Here is a 22,914-nt window from a genome sequence, read left to right as displayed (position 1 = left end):
CTACTAATTTGTATATATTTAGAGCATAAAAAATACCGTTCACGCCAGGGGCATTTCCCTGGGATTGAACGGCAAGATTTTATAAAGGCATGTTTTATTCTATAAAGAGCTTCCCGCTTCATACAAAGTCAGGAAAGCTTCAACGACTTCCGCCGAATTCTTCGCGGCCAGATCCACGTTGGAGGTGAACAATTCAGCAGCTCCTGCGCCTACATTGTCGGAGATTCCGCGGACCGAAAGGAAGGGAACCCCGAATTGATAAGCGGTTTGAGCTATGGCTGCGCCTTCCATGTCCGATGCCTTGGACTCCGAGAATCGTGTACGGATGGAGATAGCAAGCTCCGAATGTCCAATGAAAGAATCCTCTGTAGTCACAAGTCCGGTCACGACACGCCGTTCGCTATGAATGAGGGCAGCTCCTTCCAGTGCCAAGGCTACCCATTGCTTATCCACCGGATACGAAGCCGGCATCTGTGGAACTTGTCCGTAGACATAATTAAAAACAGTAGCATCCACATCACTGTAGGTAATTTCCTCTGCAATCACTACATCACCGATCTGGAGCCCCGGGTCCAGCGCACCTGCAGCACCGATGTTAATAATCAGCTCCACCTGAAACCGTTCCAATAAAATGGCGGTGGTCATTGCCGCATTGGCCTTGCCGATGCCGGATTGCACCAGCACAACATCCGTGCCCTTAAGTTGTCCGGTGAAGAAATTGCTTTTGGCCACCACCAGTTGCTGAATATTCTCCAAATGAGATTTAATCAATGCTACTTCTTCCTCCATCGCCCCGATAATTGCGATACTCATGTCATCCCTGCTTTCTCTATGTTGGATTTCACTCTGTAATCTGTTGTATAGATCTCAAGCTGTGCTATTGCAGCTGCTACTTCCACTGTTCCAATGAGACCCGGCATTCTATGAATCGAGGCTTCCTGCACCGTTGCCACTTCCCCGATCTGTAGCCAATCCTCATGCTCCAGATGTCCAAGGCCCATGTCCCGAAGACAAGCGGGAAGACCCAACTGCTCATAGAATGGCAAAAGAAATTCAATCTCTGTCCAGTTGCCCTCTAGCGCAAGCTGCACCAGCACCCCATAAGCCACTTTATTCCCGTGCAATTGTCCGTGGGCTTCCGGTATAGCTGTTAGAGCATCATGAATGGAATGGGCACCCGCTGTGCGGCCATAATCCTCGCCAAAGCCGCCCACAAGACCAGCAACCATAACAATAGTCTCAACAATCCGTGTCAGGTCCTCATTGGCATATCCGCTCCGCAGGGCTTCAAGAGCAGCCTCGCTGTGTTTCAGCAGATGCTCCTTGCATTTTCGTGCCGCGTACCAGGCCAGCTCTACCTCTACCGGAGGGGAAGTCATGTCCCGAATGATCACATCGGCTTCGTACCATTTGGCCAGTGTATCTCCGATACCGGCGATCAACAGCTCGGGCGGCGACTGCGCAATAACCTGCGGATCAAGCAAAACCAGCGCATTGCTGTATGGAAATACATCCATGCTCACAAAGCGTCCCTGATCGTCATACATGACGCTCAGGGACGACCATGCCGCACAAGTCGAGGCCAGTGTAGGCAAAATAATCGCGGGAAGCCGCAGCGCGGCAGCTGCGCTTTTGACCAGATCGCTTATTTTACCGCCACCTACTCCGATAATGGCTTGTACCCCACGACCTGTAGCTTCAGCCACAATGCCGTCGCGCTCCGGATAAGTGCATTCCCCGCTGTACGCGTACAGGTGGACTTCCGTCGCCTTGAGCTCTGGCAGAAAGGGCTGCGCCGCACTCCATGAATCCCGGCCATGCACAATCAATACTGTACGAATGCCTCTTCGGTCCAAGTGCTGCTCTAAGCTATCCCAAGAGCCTGGTCTGCAGATGAATTCTTGCGGTGCGGCCCGTACTACAATTTTCGGCTTCAATTCTTCGTTCACCCTGCTCATTAGTTACGCCGAGCCTTGCGAGCCAGCACGTTGCCAAGAGACTGAATGCCCTGCACGAAAATAATCAGGATGACCACCGTAACGATCATGACAAATGTGTCGAACCGTTGATACCCATAGGAGATAGCCAGATCACCAATGCCGCCCCCGCCAACCGTACCGGCCATGGCCGTGGCCCCGATCAGACCGATCGTAGCCGTAGTCATCGTCAGAATCAGAGATCCAAACGCCTCGGGCAATAGAAAGTGCCAGATTACCTGAAAGGTCGTCGCCCCCATGGCCTCCGCCGCTTCCAGAATTCCCGGGCTGACTTCAAGCAGAGAATTCTCCACCAACCGTGCGATGTATGGCGCAATATAGACGATCAGCGGCACAATAGCTGCACTAGTACCAATGGAAGTATGTACGACCCAGCGTGTAAAGGGAATGATGGCGACCAGTAATATAATGAACGGGAGAGAACGCACAATATTGATCACCGGATTTAGTATCGAAAAGACATATTTATTTTCCAGAACGCCTCCAGGCCGTGTAATCACCAGCACAATACCAAGCGGAATCCCGAGCAATGCGCCGAAGAACAAGGAGAAACCCACCATGACCACCGTTTCCCTCAAGGCCCCGAAAAGCTGATCCGCTGTTATCACCGTATTCATACTTTATCCACCTCCGTAATCTCAACGCCCTGACCCAGCAAATACGACGCAGCCTGATCAATTGTGCCGTTATCCCCATTCATCTGCAGAATCATCGTTCCCAGCGTTGTATTCTGAATTTCCGTCATGTTGGCAAATAAAATATTCACATTCACCTCATGATTGCGAATTAGATTGTTGATGACAGGCTCGGATGCTGCGCCGCCAACGAATTTGAGCCTGAACAGCCGCCGTCCGCTTTCTGCTTTGAGTGTATGGATTACACTTTGCGGCACGCTGTTGTGAATCACGGTCTGTACGAAACTCTGCGTCGTAGCATGACGAGGATTACCGAAAACCTCCAGCACGTTGCCCTGCTCGATGATCAATCCCTGCTCCATCACGGCTACCTTGTTGCAAATCTGCTGGATGACGCCCATCTCATGGGTAATGATCATGATCGTAATGTTGTATTCCTCATTGATTCGTTTCAACAGTTCCAGAATAGAGCTCGTAGTCTGCGGGTCCAGCGCCGAAGTCGCTTCATCGCACAGAAGAATGGACGGATTACTGGCGAGTGCCCGGGCGATGCCGACCCGTTGCTTTTGCCCACCGGACAGTTCCTTAGGGTAGCTTCCAGCCTTGTCGCTCAGCCCTGTGAATTTCAGCAATTCTGTGACACGCTCGCGGATCTCCTCTTTGCCCTTCTTCAGCAGCACCAGCGGAATAGCAATATTATCGAATACAGTCTTGGATTCCAGCAGGTTAAAATGTTGAAAAATCATGCCGATCCGTTTCTTCACCTGACGCAGCTCGGAGGGGCTGTATTGGTCAAGCGGTTCCCCGTCTACAAGGACCTGACCGCTGGTCGGACGCTCCAAATAGTTAACCAGACGAATCAGTGTGCTTTTGCCGGCTCCGCTGTAGCCGATCACCCCGTAAATATCCCCTTTTTCCGCGCGGAGACTGACTCCTTTCAAGGCCTGAATGGATTGTCCTTTGCGCTCGAAGGATTTATGGACATCTCTAAGCTCAATCATGCTGCACGCCCCCTGTCTGCACGGCTATACCCGATTCTTTGAAAATACCTGTCGCCGCAATTCGGTCAATGGCTTCGCTCAGCCGCTCTTCCGAATTCACCAGGCCGACTCTGACATAGAAATCTCCCTGCTTGCCAAAGCCCGCTCCTGGCGCCACTGCAACATGAGCCTCTTCCAGCAGACGCTCCGCAAAAGATTCTGCCGTGAACCCTTCCGGCACTTTGAACCAAGAGAAGAACGAGCCCTTTGGCGCTGTAACAGCCCAGCCGATTTCCCGCAGACGTTTCACCAGAAAGTTGCGCCGCTCCTCATACAAGGCTCCGAGCTGCTTTACACCCTCTTGCGGTCCAAGCAGCGCTGCTGATGCTGCATCCTGCACCGCCCCGAAAATCGTACTATAAGCCTGAGTATGATAGTGCTTAAGCGCTCCAATGACCGACGCATTCCCGACCGCAAAGCCGAAGCGCCAGCCAGCCATGTTATAGGTCTTGGAAGCCGTATACAACTCCACGCCGTAATCTTTGCCCCCAGGCTGCTGAAGGAAGCTCAGCGGCTTGTGACCATCGAAGCCAAAGGCACCGTAGGCAAAGTCATTCAGCACCGGAAACTTGTGCTTTACAGCAAATGCCAACGTCTGCTCAAAAAATTCTTCCGTAGCGACCGCGCCTGTTGGATTGTTAGGGTAGTTCAGCATCAACAGCTTCACCTTCCGGGCAATCTCCTCAGGAACACTCTCATAACGGGGAAGAAAACCATCCTCTTCATAGACAGGTATCGTCTGAACTTGCGCTCTTGCCAGAATCGCCGCAGCGAAATAAGGCGGATATGCGGGATCCGTCGTCAGCAGCAGATCACCAGGGTTCAGGAGGCTTTGCGGAATGCCTACCACACCAATCGCCGAACCGTTGAACACTGCGACCTCCGTCTCCGGGTCAAGCTCTACATCATATTCCCGCTTATAAAAAGCCGCTACCGCCTCCCGTGCGCTTCCTTTGCCGTAAAAAGGCGGATATCCCTGATTCAGCGGCTCCTCGACCGCTTCTTTCAGGGCTTCGACAATATGCTGCGGGGTCGGCTGGTCCGGACTTCCACTTGCCAGATCAATAACGTCAATTCCCTTGCTGCGGTATAAGGCAATCTTGTCGTTAATCGCACTGAAATAATTATCAGGTAATTCACTGACTACATTAGAAGGTCTAAAGTCCATTGTTTTACACCTCTTTAGCAAAGTTCGGTTTAGGTAATCGTCATTCCGTCGGCCCAACAAACAGGAGGGTCTGCCACTTCTCCATAAAGGAATGGCAGACCAGATCAGTTATTATTTAAAGTAACTAGGCAGCTTGTACCCCTCATAGACCGGGTTCGACTTGATGTATTTCTGGAACTCGTCCGAATGGTAACCCTCGATAATATCCTTAACAAACTGTGCGTCCTTGTTCTTGCTGTCTATCGCCACAATGTTGGTGAATGGATCCGTCATGTTCTCCAGTTGTAGCGCGGTCGTCAGCTTAATATTGTTGGATACAGCGAAATTCCCCTGAATGGCAGCATAATCGACGTCCTCCAGCGCCCGCGGACCTTGGGCTGGCTCAGTGGCTATAAACTTCAGGTTGTGCGGGTTGGAAGTGATATCCGAAAGAGAAGTTTGCAGCGGATCGATATTATCCTTCAGTGTAATCCAGCCGATATCCTTCAGGACATTGAGTGCACGAAGCATATTAACCGGCTCATTCGGCAAATTGACCTGATTGCCATCGCTCACCTCATCCAGACTTGTATGCTTCTTGGAATAGAGTCCCATCGGCGGTGTCGGCACCTGCACAGCCCCTACCAGATCAATCTTTTCTCGCACATTGATAGATTGTAGATACAGAGAATGCTGGAATACATTCGCGTCAATCTCGCCATTAGCTACAGCCACGTTCGGCTGAATGCCATCGGTAAATTCTTTATATGTAATTTGATACCCTTTCTTCTCCAGATAGGGTGCTACTCCATTTTTGAACTGATCGCTGTAAGGCCCGGGATTGAAGCTAATTCGCAGTGTCTTCTTGTCCTGGCTGGAAGCATCCCCGGAACCGGCAGCTTCCTTATTGTTACCGCATCCTGCAATAAAAAGAGCCGCAGCGACGATGATTAGTGCAGAATGAATCCATTTTTTCTTCATTATGATGTTTCTCCCCTTTGACATGATGCTCTTTCCCAACGCAAGACTAGTTTGAATAATACCAAGTAATTGCATCAGATTTAAGTTGTTTCATATGTTACAGTGCATTAATATTCATGTCAACACATTTACAAACATAACCCGAATAATGTACTATGAATAATCCACTTTGGAAGACCTAACTATTTACATCCCTTTCCGGTTGTGATAGTTTGGAATCAAAAGCCCCGAAAGGAAGAGATATAACTATGGCAGAAGTAGAAAGTTTCCAACTAGATCACACCAAGGTGAAGGCACCTTATGTAAGAATTGCAGGTACTGAAACTAATGAGAAGGGTAGCACCATTCAAAAGTATGATTTGCGCTTCCTTCAGCCGAACGAGGATGCCCTGCCAACGGCAGCAGTACACACGCTTGAGCACTTGCTCGCGACTTACCTCCGCGATGAGTTGGAAGGCATTATTGATATTTCCCCAATGGGTTGCAGAACTGGCTTCTATCTTATTATTTGGAACGAGCACAACCCTGCTGATGTGGCAGCGGCACTTACAAAGGTATTGCACAAGGTTCTCGAAACCGAGCACGTCCCAGCGGTCTCTGCCCTGGAATGCGGAAATTACAAGGATCATTCCTTGTTCAGCGCTAAAGAATACGCCCGCATCGTGCTGGATGCTGGAATCAGTGACGATCCATTCAGAGCCTAAGACAGAAGGGAACTGTGCAGCATGCTGAGCATTGATTTTACCGGCAAAACATTGATCGTTACCGGCGGTCTAACCGGGATCGGCAAGGGCATTGTGGGCCTGTTCCTGGAGGCTGGGGCCAATGTCGTCATTGGCGACATCGCCTGTAAGGCAGATTACGAGCAGATTCATGAGCGGCTGGTTCATCTCCGTATTGATGTCACAGTGGCTGAGGATGCCACCAGGCTCATTGAAGAAGCTGTTCAGGCCTTCGGCCGGATCGACTTTCTGGTGAACAACAGCGGCACGTCTACCATGGACTTTGCCGTGGACATCAAGGAAGCCGATTGGGATAAGGTCATGGATATCAATGCCAAGGGCGTGTATCTCGTCTCCCAGGCGGGAGCCAGACAGATGCTGCGCCAAGGCGGCGGCGGACGAATTATCAATATCGCCTCACAGGCGGGGAAGAACGGCTATCGCTGTATGGGGAACTACGTGGCCTCCAAACACGCGGTGCTCGGATTCACCAAGGTGATGGCGATCGAACTCGCTAGTGAGCAAATTCTGGTGAACGCAGTCTGCCCAGGAATTGTAGAGACGGATATGAAACGCCGTGAACGGATCGAGGGCGCACAACTCCGTGGGATGACGCCAGAAGATATTCTGGCGGAAGACCGCTCGCAAGTTCCGCTAGGCCGGACCGCCGAGCCGGAAGATGTAGCGAATGTGGTCCTGTTCCTGGCCAGCCCGTTCTCTTCGTACATGACAGGACAAGCCATCAATGTAACCGGCGGCATGACCATGCATTAGAAGACCACTTAGGTTAGAGGATAACTGCGGTTAGCGGATATTAGCGGTTAGCGGTTAGACAATAAAAGGAGCACAGTATCCGGTGGATCAAGCCCGGGACTGTGCTCCTTTTTAATGCTATGAATTAGCTATATAGAATACATTAAAAAACAAACACAGCTAATAAAAAAAAAAGAACTTGTAAGAATAAAGAGAACTTATAAGAAGGATCGAAGTGTAATTAACGGCATTTTTGTACCTTAAATCCTTTGCGGCTAAGGGTTATTCGAGATTAAGTGCAATATTGTACCTTAAATCTTCCAGAATCACCCGTCCAACGTGCTTTTCCGAAAAATAAGATACAAATATGCCCTTATTTCACTTTTTATCATATATTTAATAAAAATAAGGCACAAAAATACTCTTAGTTGGGGAGTGGCCCCTCTTTTCCACTGTTAAGACGACTGGTGAAGGGTAATTTACCGTTTCTAGTAGTTGAAATCTGTCGACCCTCTATTTCCGGTGCTGGCTGTCCTATGAAAAGCTTTCAGGAGAATGCTTTGCCTCTACAGTTCCAAACTTCCCCGTTCGCTCATCTTCGCTTTTTGTTAATTTCTTTTGCTCGGCTTATATAGTAGATACGCCGGTACTACTGGTACTGCTGGTACTGCTAAATGATAGATGCTACTATATGCTTTTTCTGATCACTTGATATTCCATGCTCTGGTTGCTCGACTTCCCCTACATATGATGCTTACTATGCTTCTCTACTGACACACTCGCTCCACTTGCCCCTCTTGCACTTCTTGCTATATTTGCCGCACTTACTATACCCGCTATTCCTGCTCTACTCCTATACATGCCCTACTTCCTATACATGCTCTACTTCTATACCTGCTCTACTCCCTTATTTGCTCTATTCCCGTACCTACTGCTCTACTCCTTATACTTGCTCTGCCGCGCTTCCCAGCGGAATCCTCATCCCCGTCCGAGCCAGCCTGACATGCTCCGGCAGAATATACTCCTTCCGCAAGTCAACATCATGGGACATGTGGGTATAAATAGCCTTGCGGGGCTTAACTTCCTTCAGTAATTCCGCAGCCTCGGTCATATCATAGACAGAGCGAGTGGACAACTCGGCTGCTTCATAATAGAAGCTTGTCCCTAGTACCAGCAGATCAGCATCATGCATACGTCGAGTCTCTTCCTCTCCCAAGGAGATGGAGTCTGGACAGTAGACCCACGCATACCCTTCCTTCTCCAGTCGGTAAGCATAGGAGTAGCCATTTTTGCCATGGCAAACTCTCCATGTCTCTATCTCCCAACCGTCCAGCGTGATCCCTTCATCACAAGGAATCATCTCCAGTTGATTCTCCAGCCAAGGATACTGACGCTGAATCACCGGAATAACCTCTGCCGGCGCATAGAGCTGGCCTTTATACCCCATCCAGCGGCAAGCGTCGGCCCATTCCGGAAGTCCACCGATGTGGTCAAAATGAGCATGTGTCACCAGCAAGCGGCGCATATGGCGAATTCCCTGTTCTTCCATCTGCCGGCGCCAGTCTGGACCACAATCAATCACCAGCCCGTCGCCGCCGTTATCAATTAGTACGGAGGAACGAAGCCGGGCGTTCAGCCCACCTGTTCTCGATTCTGAGCAGGTCTCACAGCCGCAGTAAACCCGTGGAACTCCCATTGCATCGCCCGTACCCAAAAACACCAATGTATCCATCAGTTCGCTCTCCTTCTGTCCATATCACGAAGTCTTCTATGCCCATTATAAAACAGGTTGGAGCCGTATTGCACGAAGCCAAGGACCCACTTAGTTCACTCTATATAAGGTTGCCCCCATCGTAAGGCGACCAGAAAAAAAAGCCAATCAAAACATTCGGGCTAACCAAATAATACAAAAAAGCCGCCCACAAGGCGCTTTGCCTTACGAACGACCACACATCCCGTTTATTTTCTTTCGTCTATATAAGATGAACTTAAGATACGAACGTAAGGCTCGGTCCTCACTACGGTGAAGGCTTGAACTTCCGGTTGCTCTCGTTACCAGTTTCCTCTGTTATAACCCGATAGCCAAACTTAAATTCCAGCTAGCACCTGATACCAGACACCACGCTTAGAATAAAGCGTGCTGCGAACCTCGTTCCAGCCGCCCAGGTACTGGATGTCGAACAGACCGGGGGGGACGGGATAATGGCTTTCGTTCGCAGCATATACCTGTTTATTGACCGGACGGAAGCCGTGCTTCGCAAAGATTTCCTGTGTCTGCGGAGTCAGCAGGTAAGCCACAAGCGCATCCGCGGCCTCGCGTGTGCCATGCTTCTCTGCGTATTTATCCACAACCGCGAGCGGGTTCTCAATGAGAATAGTATCCTGCGGAATAATCACCTCATATTTGACCCCATTAGCGATCCGCGCGAGCAGCTCGTTCTCATAGGTGACGATCACATCGCCGACACCATATTCGAAGGCGGCCATCGAAGCGCGGCCGCTTTTGTCCAGCGACTCCACATTGGCATGTACGCGCTCCAGGAAAGCCTTAGCAGCTATGGGGTTCTTAACCCCTACCTGCTTCTCAGACAGCTTCAGGCCCGCCCCATAGATGGCGTTAATATCCCACTGGGCGCCGCCAGATGTCTTCGGGTTAGGGTAAAGCACCTTGACCCCCGGCTTCGCCAGATCCACAAAACTGTGAATGCCCTTCGGATTACCTTCCCTTGTTCCCAAGGCTACCACCGAGCGGGTGACCATCCCGTCCTCGCCGCCTTGCCTCTTCCAGTCTGATCTCACAAGCCCGGCCTTGACCAGCTTGTCAACGTCTCCCTCCATCGCCAGTAGCGTCACATCCGCCTCGAACCCCCCGGCAATGGCACGGGCCTGAGTTCCGGATGCCTCATAGGATTGCTGGAATTCGAGAGTCTGCCCCGTATCCGCTTTCCATTTGGCGGCGAAGATAGGCAATATTTCTTCCATGGCATCCTTGACCACGCTATAGGCACCGACTACCAGCGTAAGATCGCCCTTGCGTGAGGATGCGTCAGCCGCATCGCTATCCTTCTTCCCGCTCCCGCAGCCGGTTATCGTCAGTATAAGCATAACCAGCATCAGGGTAGCAAGCCATCCGTGCAGTTGTCTGCTCCTTTTGAGAGACTTCATTGCGGCCCACATCCCTTTAAAATAGATAGAAGATTATTTTTCTTCGGCTTAGGCCTGATCACTACTCACTACGTACCTACGGCACTACTCACTGCTCACTACTCACTACTCACTACGCACTACGCACTACGCACTACGCACTACGCACTGCTCACTATTCACTGTCAGCGTGAAACGTAATCAGACCTGATCGCGAGAATTAACGGGATTCTCTACCGTTATTTCACTCGCATTGCCGCTCTAGCCGAATTTAACTTGAATTTCTCCTGTTATTTCGGCGCTTTTTCTGTCAATCGACGAAAAACCTAAGAATAACAGGAGTTTATCCCGTTGTTTAATGAAGCTGCCCGCTAATCTGAAGATTAACGGGAGCTTTTCCAGTTATTCATGCAATACCAATGTCTCTTTTCAGCCCGCACGTTTGATGTTTGATCTTTACTCTTTACTCTTTACTCTTTACTCTTTACTCGTCACTCTTCGAACCTCCCTCTCCGTTCATTGCATAACTTTCTACAACCGCATCGTGTTCTACCAAGCTAAACTAAATAGAATAGAGTCCAATTAAATAAATACCGGCATCGGGTCATCCTTCAGGTTGTTCTCCTGAATCCAGCTATGATCCTCGTTGAACAGGTAAGCGCGGTGCACCAGCACGGATATTTCCTGCCCCACCTGTAGAGTCTCTTTCTCAAGGGAACGGTAGGTCACGAGCTTGTGGCCATTCACCTCGATCTCTACCAGCCATTCACTGCCACGGAAATGCAGATGCTTCACGATACCCTGTTCGGTAGCAGAGGCGACCCTAAATTCATTCAAGTGGCCCACCTCGATGTATTCGGGACGGATCAGCGCTTTGGTCGGTTTACCATCACCAGCACTGTTAAAACCCTTCAGCTCAGAAGCATTCTCGATCAGCGTGGATTCGCCGATGAATGTCGCAACGAACGGCGTCTTCGGCTCTTTGTAAATATCCCACGGGGTTCCCTTCTGCTCCAGACGTCCCTGGTTAATGATCATAATCTCGTCCGCCACTTCAATCGCTTCATCCTGGTCATGAGTGACGAAAATAGAGGTAATGCCTACACGTTCTATCAGCTCGCGCAGCCATGAGCGCAGCTCCTGGCGGATCTTCGCGTCAATCGCCGCAAACGGCTCATCCAGCAGCAGCAGTTGTGGCTCCGGCGCAAGCGCCCGGGCGAACGCCACACGCTGACGCTGACCACCGGATAGCTGGTGCGGATAGCGTTTTTCAAAACCCTTCAGACCCGTCAACTCGACAAGCTCGGTCACCCGGTCACGGATAGCTGTCTTGCTTGCTTTTTTCACCTTCAGGCCAAAGGCGATATTCTCAAATACGGTCATATGCTTGAACAGGGCATAGTTCTGGAAGACGAAGCCGATACCGCGTTCCTGAGGAGGAAGGTTGTTGACAGTTTGACCATGAAAAATAATCTCACCGCTATCCGGCGACTCCAACCCTGCCAGCATGCGCAGGATCGAGGTTTTGCCACCACCGCTTGGGCCGAGCAGACCGATCAGATGTCCCTTAGTAATTCCGAATTCCACATCCTTGACGGCATGAAAATCTCCAAAATGCTTATTTAACCCCCGGACTTCGACATGCATATCAATGCACTCCCTTTCTTCTCTTGGTCCATTCCATTAACAACAGAAGACCTACGGAAAAAGCCGCCAGTACAAGCGCTACACCGCCCGCAGCAGTCACATTAAAATTCTCGACATCCTGATACACCAGCGTAGTGGCCGTCTGCGTTTTATTCATGATATTGCCCGAGACGACCAGCACCGCCCCGAACTCGCCCAGCGAGCGGGCGACTGTCAAGATGACACCGTACATCGCCGCCCAGCGGATTGAGGGCCAGGTCACTTTCCAGAAGGTCGTCCAGCCATAGGCACCAAGCGTCGAAGCTGCTTCCTCCTGCTGAGATCCGATCTCCTGCAGCACAGGCATAATCTCACGCACCATCAACGGAAATGTCACGAAGAGTGTGGCAATCACCATCCCGGGAAAAGCATACACAATCTTCAGCCCGATCCCTTCAAACAGCGCACCCAGCGCGCTATCCGGTCCGAGCAGTAGCACAATCATCAAGCCGCCAATTACCGGCGAGACCGCATACGGCAGATCAACAATACTGTTCAACAAGCCCTTCAGTCGCCGTCCAATCCAACGTGCCCGGACCAGATAAAGAGCCAGCATAATTCCGAACAGCGTATTTAGCAGCGTAACCACGACCACGACGAAACCAGTCATCATCAGCGCATGCAGCGCTTCTGGACGGACCAAGGCATTCCACAACCCAGCAGGCCCCTGACTGAAGGCACCGGCGGTCATTTTGCCCAGTGGCGCAGCAATGAGCAGAAAGAACACCAGGTACGTTAAGCCAATCCAGAGTTTTCTCATGATGATCTTCTCCCCCGCAGCTGCACCATATTGATCAGCCATAGAATGAGGAAGGAAAAGGTCAGGAGGATGACGGATACGGCCGAGGCCCCTACGGGATTGTCGCTCTCCACTTCACCGTAAATAAAGACAGAGGATACCAGTGTACGACCTGGGATATTGCCAGCTACAAGTACGACCGCCCCAAACTCCGCCAGCGCCCTTGAGAAAGCCAACATGCCGCCGCCAATCATTCCGGGAGCCATAGACGGCAGAATCACCTGACGGAACACCCTAACTCCCTTAGCGCCCATGGTATATGCGGCCTCTTCTTCGGAAGGGTCCAGTTCCTCCAGCAGCGGCTGCACCGCACGGATTACAAAAGGAAACGTAACAAACACCATCGCAATGACGATAGCCGGCTGGTGGAAGACAATCTCGAAGCCCAGCTTTTCTGCAATTCCGCCGATCAGACTACCGGGTCCGAGCAGCAGTAGAATCATTAATCCCCCTACCGCCGTAGGCAGGGCAAACGGTAAATCCACCAGACTGTTAAGCAAAGCCTTGCCGGGAAACTTGTAGCGGATCAGGACCCAGGCAATCATCGTACCCAGTAGCACATTGATGGATGCAGCGATAACAGCCAGCTTTAACGTCAGCAGTACCGACTTCCAGGCAATCGGATCACTAAGGCTCTCGACGAAATTACCAAAACCCAGGGAGAAGGAGCTATAATACACCCCAAGAATCGGCAGTACAATCAACACTACAAAATACAGCAGGATCGTGGTGCGGAACCCCCAGGCCCATCCCTTGTGTCTAAGCAGCGAATTCAACGATTAGTCCCCCCACCTCCGGCTTACCGGTCGGTATACTTGCCTTTACACACAGCATTATTCCTATTAATATACTCGGTTTAATATAAACATTACTTTACCAAAAGCGACTAACTAACGTCAATTACTTTCCAGGCGTTTTAGGGTAAAATATGTAATGAAAACCATTTTCCCTTGAAAAAGGGCGCTTCTAGCGTTTCATGCTGTTTAGGTTTGTTGATTCAGAGAGGAGAAGGTAGCATGCTGAATACGATCCAGCTATCTACGAGCAAGCGTGACGAACTGCGGGATATTACCCGCGAGGTGGCATCTTACGTTAAAAAAAGCGGTGTTCAGAATGGAATTCTTGTTGTCTATTGTCCACACACCACAGCGGGAATTGCCATTAATGAGAATGCCGATCCTGATGTAAAACATGATGTGTTAATGCAGCTGGATGAGATCTATCCATGGAAGCATCCGAAATATCGCCATGCTGAGGGTAATACAGCTTCCCACCTGAAATCCATTACCGCAGGACCTTCACAGAGCATCATCATTCATAATGGCGAGCTGCTATTAGGGCGCTGGCAAGGTATTTATTTTTGCGAATTTGACGGGCCCAGACACAGAGAGTATTATCTGAAAATCGTTGAGGGATAAACAAGAGGACCGCTAACGGCTGCTACCGTGAGGCGGCCCTCTTTAAAAAAGATAGCTCCTATAACACTTTTATCAAGCAGAGAAGTGATGTTATACCAATGCAATGCTTTAAAGCGTAAATCCATAAAAAAAGCAAGCTCTACAGATTGCGGCATAATACCTTGATATGGGAGACTGCTTCTGCTTTGACATCCTCAAAAGAAACTTTATCTTGAATATAGTAAGAAATAAATCCGTGTGCAGATAAAAATAAGGTCAACGGCATACTCTGCCAGTCCCCATGTACATATCCTTCTTCTCTCATATGACGGCGTACAATACTTGCGAATAAGTCATAACATCGTCCCTGTTCTGCTCTACAATAGGCCAGCAGCTCTTCATCACGAATCATGAACATGATCTCGTATTGATAAGGGTGATCCAGTCCGAAGCGGATAAACTCCATAATTAGCTGCTCCACCCGTGACATGCCTTCTTCCGGGGGATTATTCATGGCCTGGCTCAGTAGTGCAGCCACATAATTGAAATCCTCGACAACAATGGCGTAGAACAACTCCGCCTTTTCCTTGAAGTGATAATAGAGGGAGCCATGGCTGTACCCCAAGTGCTGCCCTATGCTGCGCATGGAAATCGCCCGGTACCCTTTGGTAATAAACAAATGCCTGGCTGCCTCCAGTATCCTTTCCCTCGACAACTCCTGCTCTACTGCTCTTCTTGCCATCGTCTATTCCCCTTCGTTGTAGTAAAGCCGCCGCCCTTCCGTTACCAAGGCTTGGCCTTGGGTTAGATCTGTTATCCATGCCATAAATGCATCGCCCTCATCATTGCGTGGCAGACAGGTCAGTGTCACTTTGTCGGTGAATGAAGTCTCGCCGGTCTGAATACCTCTGCCCCGGAGCTCGTTCTCAACCTTGCCCAGCCAGGTGTAATCCAGTTCCACGAATACCTCCCGCCTCAGTACACGGGTGATGACCTCTCCAGCTTCAAGCGCGATTGCTGCGCCATCTGCGTAAGCCCGGATCAGCCCTCCAGCTCCCAGCATGATGCCTCCGAAATAACGGGTGACAACAATTGCGACATTTTTAACCCCTTGGCTGCGGATTACCTCCAAAATCGGTTTACCTGCTGTTCCGCTAGGTTCCCCGTCGTCAGACTGCCTCTGGATCTCATCCCTCTCACCAATCATAAACGCAGAGCAATTATGTGTGGCGTTCCAATGCTGCTTCTTGATGTCTTCAATAAATTGCACCGCTTCTTCTTCATTCTCCACCGGCATAACATGGCCGATAAAGCGTGACTTACGGATTACGATCTCCTGTGACCCAGGAGCGCGCACCGTCCGGTATTGTTCCAACATGATTGCCCAGTCCTTATACGCAAATAATAGCTTAATATATATGAGGAGCAGCCCGCGGTAATGATACCTATGGGCTGCTCCAGTGTGAGTTACGCTAGTATGAGGGTTGCTTCGGTGCAGCCGATGTTACTCGGTAAGTCTGGCTTCCAGCTCAGCCTTTTCCTTCTCGTAACCCGGTTTGCCCAGCAGCGCGAACATGTTCTTCTTGTAAGCTTCCACGCCCGGTTGGTCAAAAGGATTGACGCCCAGCAGGTATCCGCTGATCCCGCAGGCTTTTTCAAAGAAATAAACCAGGTATCCGAAAGTATACGGCGTTTGGTCCGGAATAGTAACGATCAGGTTCGGTACTTGTCCGTCTGTGTGTGCCAACATCGTTCCTTGGAAAGCCTTCTTATTGACAAAATCCATCGTTTTGCCAGTCAGGAAGTTCAGACCATCCAGATCATCCGGATCATTCTCGATCGTTACGTGATGAGCCACCTGCTCCACTTGGATGACCGTTTCGAAGATGTTACGGTTACCCTCCTGAATGAATTGACCCATGGAGTGAAGATCTGTCGAGAAATCAACGGAAGAAGGATAAATTCCTTTGAAGTCTTTACCTTCGCTCTCGCCGTACAGCTGTTTCCACCATTCGGAGACAAAGTGCAGGGAAGGCTCGTAGTTAACGAGAATTTCCGTTGTTTTGCCTTTGCGGTACAAAGCGTTACGTACAGCAGCGTACTGATAACTTTGGTTCGTTGCCACATCCGGGTTGTTGAACTCGTCGGCGGCAGCAGCTGCACCTTGCATGATTTCTTCGATGTTAATGCCTGCAACAGCAATCGGCAACAGACCTACAGGTGTCAGAACGGAATAACGTCCGCCTACATCGTCTGGAATGATGAACGACTCATAGCCTTCTTCATTAGCCAGCTTCTTGAGTGCGCCCTGCTCCTTGTCTGTAGTAGCGTAGATGCGCTTGCGAGCTTCTTCCTTACCGTATTTCTTCTCCAGCTCTGCGCGGAAAATGCGGAAAGCGATAGCCGGTTCAGTAGTTGTACCGGATTTGGAGATTACGTTCACGGAGAAGTCTTTGCCTTCTACGAGATCAAGCAGGTGCGTAATGTAGGTGGAGCTGATGTTGTTACCGGCAAAATAAACTTCCGGTGTCTTACGTTTATCCTTGGAAAGGTTATTGTAGAAGGAATGGGAAAGCGCCTCGATTGCTGCGCGAGCGCCCAGGTAAGAACCGCCGATGCCGATTACGATAAGTACTTCGGAATCACTTTGGATCTTCTTGGCAGCCTGCTGAATGCGGGCAAATTCTTCCTTGTCGTATGCTGTTGGCAGGTCGATCCAGCCCAGGTAGTCGGAACCTACTCCACTCTTGTTATGTAGCTGCTCGTGAGCTAGTTTTACTGGAGCTGCGAAGTTGTCAATTTCATTCTGTCCGATAAAAGTAAGGGCTTTGCTGTAGTCAAAATTAATCTTTTTAGACATGTGTAATGGTAACCTCCTGTTTGTCTCTTTAAATTTGACACCGTTTGTTACAACTTTATAATAGGATACTTTAATTTTCCTGGGCTGGCAAGGTCTTAGAACACAACCCGGGCTTTAGAACGATGTTTTTGAATAAAACTGAAAACGCTACCTCAGCGTGAGGTGTACTGCCACCTGTGGAACCTGCACAAAGGCCATGCTAAAATGGAGAAAAGCACTCCACAAATCCTGTCGAATTTAACAGAAATCCAATAGCGAAGGTGTGAAAAGTAATGACAACTATCGGCTTTATCGGACTCGGAACGATGGGGGCGCCTATGGCCTCCAACCTGCTTCGCGGTGGATTTCAGGTCACCGTTTATAACCGTACAGCTTCCAAGTGCACTCCACTTGTAGAAGAAGGCGCTCAAGTGGCAGCAACACCGCGTGCAGCAGCAGAAGGCAAGGATGTTATTATTACCATGATCAGCAACGATGATTCCATCCGTGAAGTATATTACGGAGAAGAGGGCATTCTCGGAACGCTGAAGCCCGGAACAGTTGTGATCGATTCCAGTACGATCTCCCCTGGATTGGTACAAGAGATTGCAGCAGCCGTGGTAGCGCGTGGCAGCCAATTCCTCGACGCACCGGTAACTGGCAGCAAGCCTGCAGCCGTGGATGGCACGCTGGTATTCATGGTCGGCGGCAGTGCCGAAGTCATTGAGGCGAACCGTGCCCTCTTCGATACTATGGGTAAAAAGCTGCTGCACATGGGCGGCAATGGCCGCGGCGCCGTCGCCAAGCTAGCCCACAACACTATGGTGGGTATCCATAACGTTGCGCTTGCCGAAGGCTTCTCCATCGCCGTGAAATCCGGCGTACCGGCGGACAAGTTCCTGGAACTGGTGCAGCTCGGTTCAGCAGGCAGCAAGCAGGCCGAGCTCAAAGGCCGCAAGATCATCGAGGATGACTTCAGCAACCAGTTCTCACTGGCGCTGATGCTCAAGGACCTGAAACTCGCCTCTTCGCTCAGCGATGCCACAGGTGTCCCTACGCCGATGCTGGGTCTCGCCAAAAGCCTGTTCCAAGCTGGTTATACCCAGGGCTTCGGCGAGGAAGATCTCTCTGCCGTAGTAAAAACCTACGAGTCCTGGATTGGTCAGAAAATCGGCGAAGAAAAGCCGGAGCAATAATATTACGTAATTGCAGCGATTAGGTTAGGTCGCTCCAACTATAAAGAAGAGACTGCCTTCTCAGACCTATTGGTCTGGACAGCAGTCTCTTTTGTGTTGTCGAGCAAATGGCGAGGTGCCTAACTGTCCAACTGAATGTTGGATGAATCATGACATCCGGGAGGATGTTTATGGGGCAACCGGTGCGGCCGGAGCTGCTGGTTCCGAAAGTTCTTCCGTAGCAGCGGGAGTTTGCTCCGGTGCAGCGACAGCTTCAGTCGGTTCCGGGCTCGGCTCCACTTCTTCTACTACAGGATCTTTAATCTCAATCCCTTTTCCGTTCATCCACCACATACCGCTGCCAGAAGAGACTAGTAGCCAGTCTCCCCATTTCCCTTTGACCTGAACGGTCTGCGGATTAAGGAAGGACACCTTCGGTGCAAACGCATCCGGGTACTTGTAAAGCGTCGTTTTCACTTTCAAATCAGCCGTTTTGGCGATAGTTTCAACGGCTGCCAGCACACCAGGAACGGGATGAATCCAGCCGTTTCCTTGCTGCGTGCTAACCTGATACCAGTCACCCTTGCTTGCGATGACCTTGATCTCCTGAGGGGGCACAGCAGCGATACTTTCCTTCGCTCCGATTTTGAAATACAGCTCCGTCCCAGCTAACAAACTCATGGTTTTCTGGATGTACTGCACTTTCTGCTTACCTATCCATAGATCATAGGATTGCTTGGCAGAGTACAGTCCGACTTCTTTATTTTCAGACCAGATACGATTAAATTCACTTAGAGGGACGCTCCCCTCACCTGCGTAACGCGCGATTTCGATGGTAAAGCCAGGCCGTTTGAACTCCTGAATGAACCAGTCCTTATAGCCTCCGCCCGAAGGGTTCTTCTCAGGCTGGACAAGAGAGTACCCGGTCAGGTTGTGAAGATCGACGGCTAATTTCTTATCCCGAGCCAGATTGCCACTTAAGGTATTAAAATTCCAAAAGATGATTTCACCTGAGCTATGATATGAAATGGTGATCTCCGGATCAACTTTGCGGGTGAAATCCATCATCATCTGTACTTCCGGAGCCTGTGCTGGCCGGGTTCCCTTGTAATTATGGTAAGAAGGATACGGCGCAGCATTCTTAATCGTGCTCCAGTTGGCAGGATACTGACGGTTAAGATCCAAGCCCTGCATATTGGCTTTCCAGCGGGAGAAATTATTGCTGTTGCCATTATACTTTTTAAGTGTACTCGCAAGACTAGCTGACAATCCCGCCGTACCCTGCTGGGAAAGGGTCACCCCATCCGGGTTCACCATGGGAACGATCCATAGGCTAACACTGTCCAGTAAGCTGCGAACATTATAACTGCCGATTTTCTCGTTGCTGTAGTAGGCTGAAGCGTATGTATCAAGCATTTTCATTAACACCGAAGTGGTCATCCACTCCCGCGCATGATGTGACCCATTGAGGGACAGCACAGATGGACCTCTCCCTAATCTTACTGCCCATAGATCGCGGCCATAAGCTGTTTGCCCTAGAGATTCATAGGAAATCAGGTCTGGATAAAGCGCAGCCAGCTTCTCAATATCCCTTTGCATCACTTTATAGGAATAGACTTGATTGGGATTCACGACAGCAGTCGATGCCAGCGCGATGCGGGGCTGCAATACAATTGAACTGAATAATAGGAAGCTTACCAAAAAAAGAATAATCTTATGTACTGTCTTTCTGGGTACTGTCTTTCTGGGTGTCAACTTGTCCAGTGGTTCTCAACTCACTCTCTTGTGTTGTTATAAGTCTATGTCTCTATTAATCTAGTTCGTAAGTATAGGGTAACACCTACTATATCGTCAATCATTAAAACGCTTTTTTATCCGTATAATAGAAATCATTCCAACAGATAAGGAACACAAAATAATACAATTTCCAGCCATCGTGGCACGCAAAAAAAGGAGCCCCGCACAAGCGGAGCTCCTTCAATGATTACTATTTTACAAATTACAACTCTGGGTAAGAACAGCAATAATCCGTTACGCCGAACACTTCCAGCGCAAATTTGGAGTTACCTGGAACGTGGAAAGTCTCCGCTCCTTTAATCTCCTGCCATACCTCTGCACCGGGAAGCAGCACCTTCAGGTCGCCGGACAGAATCTCCATAATCTCAGGACCCTCTGTACCGAACTCGTATACACCCGGAAGCATGATACCAAGTGTTACCTTGGTACCATTCTCCAAATGAACTGTACGGCTGGTGACTTGCCCTCCATAATACACATTGGCTGCCTTGACAATCGTCGCATTGTTAAACTCGCTCATGTCCTGTTCTCCCCCTATAGTTGCAATAGCTTACAGCAATGCTTTTACGCGGCTAACTACATTTTCCACGGTGAAACCATACTCTTTGATTACAGTATCGCCAGGCGCGGAAGCACCGAAGGTTGTGATACCCAGGATATCGCCTTGATCTCCCGTGTAACGTTCCCAACCGAAGGTTTGTGCCATTTCAATCGCCAGACGGGCTTTAACTCCCGGCAGGATCACGGAATCGCGGTAAGCTTTGTCTTGTTTCTCGAACAGATCCCAGCTCGGCAAGCTGATAACACGAACATCAATGCCTTCTTCAGCCAAAGCAGCTTGTGCTTTCACTGCCAGTTGAACTTCGGAACCAGTCGCAATAATTTGTGCTTGTGGTGTGCCATTCTTCGCATCGGAAACAACGTATCCACCGCGTTTGATGTTCTCGCGCACGCCTTCCACAGTACCAGCCAGGATCGGCAGGTTTTGGCGGGTAAGCACCAATGCTACTGGGTTAGACTTGTTCTCCAGTGCATACGCCCAAGCTGCCGAAGTTTCGTTGGCATCTGCCGGACGAATCACAGTAAGACCTGGAATGATCCGCAGGGAAGCCAATTGTTCGATAGGCTCGTGAGTAGGACCATCTTCACCAACAGCGATACTGTCGTGAGTCAGAACATAGGTTACAGGTAGCTTCATAATGGAAGCCAGACGAACTGCCGGACGCAAGTAATCAGTAAATACGAAGAACGTACCGCCGAATACTTTCAGACCGCTGTGCAGTGCAATCCCGTTCATCGCTGCTGCCATACCGAATTCACGAACGCCGAAATAGATGTTGCGGCCTTCATAGGATTCAGATGTAAATACAGACAGATCTTTCAGGTGAGTCATTGTGGAGCTCTCAAGGTCTGCAGAACCACCAACCAGTTGTGGTACGCTTGGAGCCAAACCGTTCAGTGCACTACCGGAAGCCACACGTGTGGATACGGCTTTATCTTCTGTTGTGTAGAACGGAAGATTAGCATCCCAGCCTTGCGGAAGATCACCATTCAGAGCGGTTTCGAACTGGGCAGCCAGTTCAGGATACGCTTTTTTATAAGCAGCGAACTGCTCGTCCCATGCTTTGTTCGCGGCAATCCCTTTGTCTTTCACTTCTGCAAAACGTGCACGAACTTCATCCGGCACATAGAAATCCTCTTCGTATACCCATTTGTAGAATTCCTTGGTCAGCTTCGCTTCTTCTGCACCCAGCGGAGAACCGTGTGTACCACCATGACCGCCTTTACCTTGCTTGTTCGGGCTACCATAACCGATAACGGTTTTGACTTCGATCAATGTTGGTTTGTTCAATTCAGCTTGCGCTTCAGCAATCGCTTGTTCCAGCGCAGGAAGATCGTTACCATCCTCTACACGCAGCACTTGCCAGCCATAAGCTTCAAAACGCTGAGCAACGTTCTCGGAGAACGCCAGGTTCAGCTTGCCGTCGAGGGAGATATCATTGGAATCGTACAGAACTACCAACTTGCCCAGCTTCAAATGTCCAGCGAGAGAAGCGGACTCGGAAGAAATTCCTTCCATCAAGTCGCCATCACCACAGATCGCATAGGTAAAGTGGTCGACGATTTTATGTTGATCTTTGTTATACGTAGCACCCAGTTGAGCTTCAGCCAGTGCCATCCCTACAGCCATCCCGATCCCTTGTCCGAGCGGGCCTGTTGTAGCGTCAACGCCGGCAGTGTGGCCGAATTCAGGGTGTCCTGGTGTCAAGCTGCCCCATTGGCGGAATTGCTTCAATTCGTCCATAGGCAGATCATAACCACTAAGGTGCAAGAGGCTGTAAAGCAACATCGAGCCATGTCCTGCTGACAATACAAAACGGTCACGGTTCACCCATGTCGGATGTTCCGGGTTATGATTCATTGTTTTTGCAAACAATTGATAGCCCATCGGTGCGGAACCCATCGGCATACCTGGATGTCCGGAATTTGCTTTTTCAATTGCATCAATGGACAGGGTACGGATCGTTGTGATCGCCAGATTGTCGATTGTGGAGTTCTCTTCCTTCTGGATAGCTTGTGTGGAATCACTCATTTTAAATTGTCCTCCTCTGAAATCTCAAGAATGTCATTTTGACTCTTATTGTATCACTAGTGTAGAAGCATTACCATTTCTTTTTGTGCGCACTGGTCTCAGGTCCAGTATTTGTTTAAGACTAAAGTTTGTTTTACAACGACGGATTATACAGTAAGATGGAATTACTCAAACAGAATTTTACCGAAATATCCATTAATACCAGCAGA

General features: G+C 49.8%; 21 protein-coding genes. 4 read left to right on the top strand and 17 right to left on the bottom strand.

The features are described from left to right. Positions 1-99: 99 nt before the first annotated feature. The 6 genes from ACFVRY_RS08170 to ACFVRY_RS08145 all read right to left on the bottom strand — a co-directional run bounded on the left by ACFVRY_RS08170 (position 100) and on the right by ACFVRY_RS08145 (position 5,800). Complete coding sequence (locus ACFVRY_RS08170; protein WP_387499064.1) at positions 100-813, bottom strand: 5'-methylthioadenosine/adenosylhomocysteine nucleosidase; 714 nt, start codon at positions 811-813, stop codon at positions 100-102. Beyond that, entirely contained in the window at positions 810-1,937 is a 1,128-nt protein-coding gene (locus ACFVRY_RS08165) for an iron-containing alcohol dehydrogenase family protein (RefSeq protein WP_387499062.1), read from the bottom strand. The genes ACFVRY_RS08170 and ACFVRY_RS08165 overlap by 4 nt, the downstream gene beginning before the upstream one ends. Positions 1,938-1,957: 20 nt before the next feature. Next, the gene (locus ACFVRY_RS08160) at positions 1,958-2,614 is read right to left on the bottom strand and encodes a methionine ABC transporter permease (protein ID WP_387499060.1); all 657 of its coding nucleotides are present in this window, start codon (positions 2,612-2,614) and stop codon (positions 1,958-1,960) included. Then, positions 2,611-3,633, bottom strand: coding sequence for a methionine ABC transporter ATP-binding protein (locus tag ACFVRY_RS08155; protein ID WP_387499058.1), 1,023 nt, complete (start codon positions 3,631-3,633; stop codon positions 2,611-2,613). The genes ACFVRY_RS08160 and ACFVRY_RS08155 overlap by 4 nt, the downstream gene beginning before the upstream one ends. Continuing rightward, the gene (locus ACFVRY_RS08150; RefSeq protein WP_387499056.1) at positions 3,626-4,840 is read right to left on the bottom strand and encodes an aminotransferase class I/II-fold pyridoxal phosphate-dependent enzyme; all 1,215 of its coding nucleotides are present in this window, start codon (positions 4,838-4,840) and stop codon (positions 3,626-3,628) included. The genes ACFVRY_RS08155 and ACFVRY_RS08150 overlap by 8 nt, the downstream gene beginning before the upstream one ends. Before the next feature lie 111 nt (positions 4,841-4,951). Further along, complete coding sequence (locus tag ACFVRY_RS08145; RefSeq protein WP_387499054.1) at positions 4,952-5,800, bottom strand: MetQ/NlpA family ABC transporter substrate-binding protein; 849 nt, start codon at positions 5,798-5,800, stop codon at positions 4,952-4,954. A 248-nt stretch (positions 5,801-6,048) separates the two neighbouring features. On the opposite strand from ACFVRY_RS08145, the gene ACFVRY_RS08140 reads away from it, so the two are divergent. Together ACFVRY_RS08140 and ACFVRY_RS08135 are read left to right on the top strand one after the other, a co-directional pair. Further along, positions 6,049-6,504, top strand: a complete 456-nt coding sequence (locus ACFVRY_RS08140; protein ID WP_387428488.1) for an S-ribosylhomocysteine lyase — start codon at positions 6,049-6,051, stop codon at positions 6,502-6,504. A 21-nt stretch (positions 6,505-6,525) separates the two neighbouring features. Then, the gene (locus ACFVRY_RS08135) at positions 6,526-7,296 is read left to right on the top strand and encodes an SDR family NAD(P)-dependent oxidoreductase (RefSeq protein ID WP_387499052.1); all 771 of its coding nucleotides are present in this window, start codon (positions 6,526-6,528) and stop codon (positions 7,294-7,296) included. Between the two features lie 922 nt (positions 7,297-8,218). On the opposite strand, the gene ACFVRY_RS08130 is transcribed toward ACFVRY_RS08135, so the two are convergent. From ACFVRY_RS08130 to cysT, 5 genes are all read right to left on the bottom strand, one after another. After that, positions 8,219-9,007: an MBL fold metallo-hydrolase gene (locus ACFVRY_RS08130; protein WP_387499050.1), complete on the bottom strand. Its 789-nt coding sequence runs from the start codon at positions 9,005-9,007 to the stop codon at positions 8,219-8,221. A 356-nt stretch (positions 9,008-9,363) separates the two neighbouring features. Continuing rightward, a complete protein-coding gene (locus ACFVRY_RS08125; protein ID WP_387499048.1) occupies positions 9,364-10,440 on the bottom strand; it encodes a sulfate ABC transporter substrate-binding protein in 1,077 nt (358 codons plus the stop codon). 561 nt (positions 10,441-11,001) lie between these two features. After that, positions 11,002-12,066 (bottom strand): sulfate/molybdate ABC transporter ATP-binding protein, encoded by a 1,065-nt coding sequence (locus ACFVRY_RS08120; RefSeq protein ID WP_387499046.1) that lies wholly within the window; start codon positions 12,064-12,066, stop codon positions 11,002-11,004. Position 12,067: 1 nt separating this feature from the next. Continuing rightward, positions 12,068-12,865, bottom strand: coding sequence for a sulfate ABC transporter permease subunit (locus tag ACFVRY_RS08115; RefSeq protein ID WP_387499044.1), 798 nt, complete (start codon positions 12,863-12,865; stop codon positions 12,068-12,070). Further along, positions 12,862-13,680, bottom strand: a complete 819-nt coding sequence (gene cysT, locus ACFVRY_RS08110; RefSeq protein WP_387499042.1) for a sulfate ABC transporter permease subunit CysT — start codon at positions 13,678-13,680, stop codon at positions 12,862-12,864. Before cysT ends, ACFVRY_RS08115 begins: the two co-directional genes overlap by 4 nt. A 240-nt stretch (positions 13,681-13,920) precedes the next feature. On the opposite strand from cysT, the gene ACFVRY_RS08105 reads away from it, so the two are divergent. After that, entirely contained in the window at positions 13,921-14,322 is a 402-nt protein-coding gene (locus ACFVRY_RS08105) for a secondary thiamine-phosphate synthase enzyme YjbQ (protein WP_387499040.1), read from the top strand. Between the two features lie 139 nt (positions 14,323-14,461). On the opposite strand, the gene ACFVRY_RS08100 is transcribed toward ACFVRY_RS08105, so the two are convergent. The 3 genes from ACFVRY_RS08100 to ACFVRY_RS08090 form a co-directional block, all read right to left on the bottom strand. Next, the gene (locus tag ACFVRY_RS08100; RefSeq protein WP_387499038.1) at positions 14,462-15,043 is read right to left on the bottom strand and encodes a TetR/AcrR family transcriptional regulator; all 582 of its coding nucleotides are present in this window, start codon (positions 15,041-15,043) and stop codon (positions 14,462-14,464) included. Between the two features lie 3 nt (positions 15,044-15,046). Further along, positions 15,047-15,679, bottom strand: coding sequence for a YigZ family protein (locus ACFVRY_RS08095; RefSeq protein ID WP_379201122.1), 633 nt, complete (start codon positions 15,677-15,679; stop codon positions 15,047-15,049). 126 nt (positions 15,680-15,805) lie between these two features. Beyond that, on the bottom strand, positions 15,806-17,161 hold the full coding sequence (locus ACFVRY_RS08090) for a glucose-6-phosphate isomerase (RefSeq protein WP_387499036.1): 1,356 nt from the start codon (positions 17,159-17,161) through the stop codon (positions 15,806-15,808). Between the two features lie 272 nt (positions 17,162-17,433). On the opposite strand from ACFVRY_RS08090, the gene ACFVRY_RS08085 reads away from it, so the two are divergent. Beyond that, positions 17,434-18,336, top strand: a complete 903-nt coding sequence (locus ACFVRY_RS08085; RefSeq protein WP_387499034.1) for an NAD(P)-dependent oxidoreductase — start codon at positions 17,434-17,436, stop codon at positions 18,334-18,336. Between the two features lie 168 nt (positions 18,337-18,504). On the opposite strand, the gene ACFVRY_RS08080 is transcribed toward ACFVRY_RS08085, so the two are convergent. The 3 genes from ACFVRY_RS08080 to tkt form a co-directional block, all read right to left on the bottom strand. After that, complete coding sequence (locus tag ACFVRY_RS08080) at positions 18,505-20,016, bottom strand: M14 family zinc carboxypeptidase (RefSeq protein ID WP_387499032.1); 1,512 nt, start codon at positions 20,014-20,016, stop codon at positions 18,505-18,507. 298 nt (positions 20,017-20,314) lie between these two features. Beyond that, positions 20,315-20,632, bottom strand: a complete 318-nt coding sequence (gene ppnP / locus ACFVRY_RS08075; protein ID WP_387499030.1) for a pyrimidine/purine nucleoside phosphorylase — start codon at positions 20,630-20,632, stop codon at positions 20,315-20,317. 30 nt (positions 20,633-20,662) lie between these two features. Then, positions 20,663-22,705 (bottom strand): transketolase, encoded by a 2,043-nt coding sequence (gene tkt, locus ACFVRY_RS08070; protein WP_387499028.1) that lies wholly within the window; start codon positions 22,703-22,705, stop codon positions 20,663-20,665. Between the last annotated feature and the right edge of the window lie 209 nt (positions 22,706-22,914).

The organism is Paenibacillus sp. NPDC057934 (assembly GCF_042887565.1).
Taxonomy (GTDB): Bacteria; Bacillota; Bacilli; order Paenibacillales; family Paenibacillaceae; genus Paenibacillus_AQ.
The sequence above is the reverse complement of the archived record's forward strand: the minus strand, read 5'-3'. Positions and strand labels throughout refer to the sequence as shown.

Coding starts and splice junctions, on each gene's coding strand:
- ACFVRY_RS08170 (WP_387499064.1), bottom strand. CDS start 813: ATGAGTATCGCAATTATCGGGGCGATGGAGGAAGAAGTAGCATTGATT.
- ACFVRY_RS08160 (WP_387499060.1), bottom strand. CDS start 2,614: ATGAATACGGTGATAACAGCGGATCAGCTTTTCGGGGCCTTGAGGGAA.
- ACFVRY_RS08155 (WP_387499058.1), bottom strand. CDS start 3,633: ATGATTGAGCTTAGAGATGTCCATAAATCCTTCGAGCGCAAAGGACAA.
- ACFVRY_RS08150 (WP_387499056.1), bottom strand. CDS start 4,840: ATGGACTTTAGACCTTCTAATGTAGTCAGTGAATTACCTGATAATTAT.
- ACFVRY_RS08145 (WP_387499054.1), bottom strand. CDS start 5,800: ATGAAGAAAAAATGGATTCATTCTGCACTAATCATCGTCGCTGCGGCT.
- ACFVRY_RS08140 (WP_387428488.1), top strand. CDS start 6,049: ATGGCAGAAGTAGAAAGTTTCCAACTAGATCACACCAAGGTGAAGGCA.
- ACFVRY_RS08135 (WP_387499052.1), top strand. CDS start 6,526: ATGCTGAGCATTGATTTTACCGGCAAAACATTGATCGTTACCGGCGGT.
- ACFVRY_RS08130 (WP_387499050.1), bottom strand. CDS start 9,007: ATGGATACATTGGTGTTTTTGGGTACGGGCGATGCAATGGGAGTTCCA.
- ACFVRY_RS08125 (WP_387499048.1), bottom strand. CDS start 10,440: ATGAAGTCTCTCAAAAGGAGCAGACAACTGCACGGATGGCTTGCTACC.
- ACFVRY_RS08120 (WP_387499046.1), bottom strand. CDS start 12,066: ATGCATGTCGAAGTCCGGGGGTTAAATAAGCATTTTGGAGATTTTCAT.
- ACFVRY_RS08115 (WP_387499044.1), bottom strand. CDS start 12,865: ATGAGAAAACTCTGGATTGGCTTAACGTACCTGGTGTTCTTTCTGCTC.
- ACFVRY_RS08105 (WP_387499040.1), top strand. CDS start 13,921: ATGCTGAATACGATCCAGCTATCTACGAGCAAGCGTGACGAACTGCGG.
- ACFVRY_RS08100 (WP_387499038.1), bottom strand. CDS start 15,043: ATGGCAAGAAGAGCAGTAGAGCAGGAGTTGTCGAGGGAAAGGATACTG.
- ACFVRY_RS08095 (WP_379201122.1), bottom strand. CDS start 15,679: ATGTTGGAACAATACCGGACGGTGCGCGCTCCTGGGTCACAGGAGATC.
- ACFVRY_RS08090 (WP_387499036.1), bottom strand. CDS start 17,161: ATGTCTAAAAAGATTAATTTTGACTACAGCAAAGCCCTTACTTTTATC.
- ACFVRY_RS08085 (WP_387499034.1), top strand. CDS start 17,434: ATGACAACTATCGGCTTTATCGGACTCGGAACGATGGGGGCGCCTATG.
- ppnP (WP_387499030.1), bottom strand. CDS start 20,632: ATGAGCGAGTTTAACAATGCGACGATTGTCAAGGCAGCCAATGTGTAT.
- tkt (WP_387499028.1), bottom strand. CDS start 22,705: ATGAGTGATTCCACACAAGCTATCCAGAAGGAAGAGAACTCCACAATC.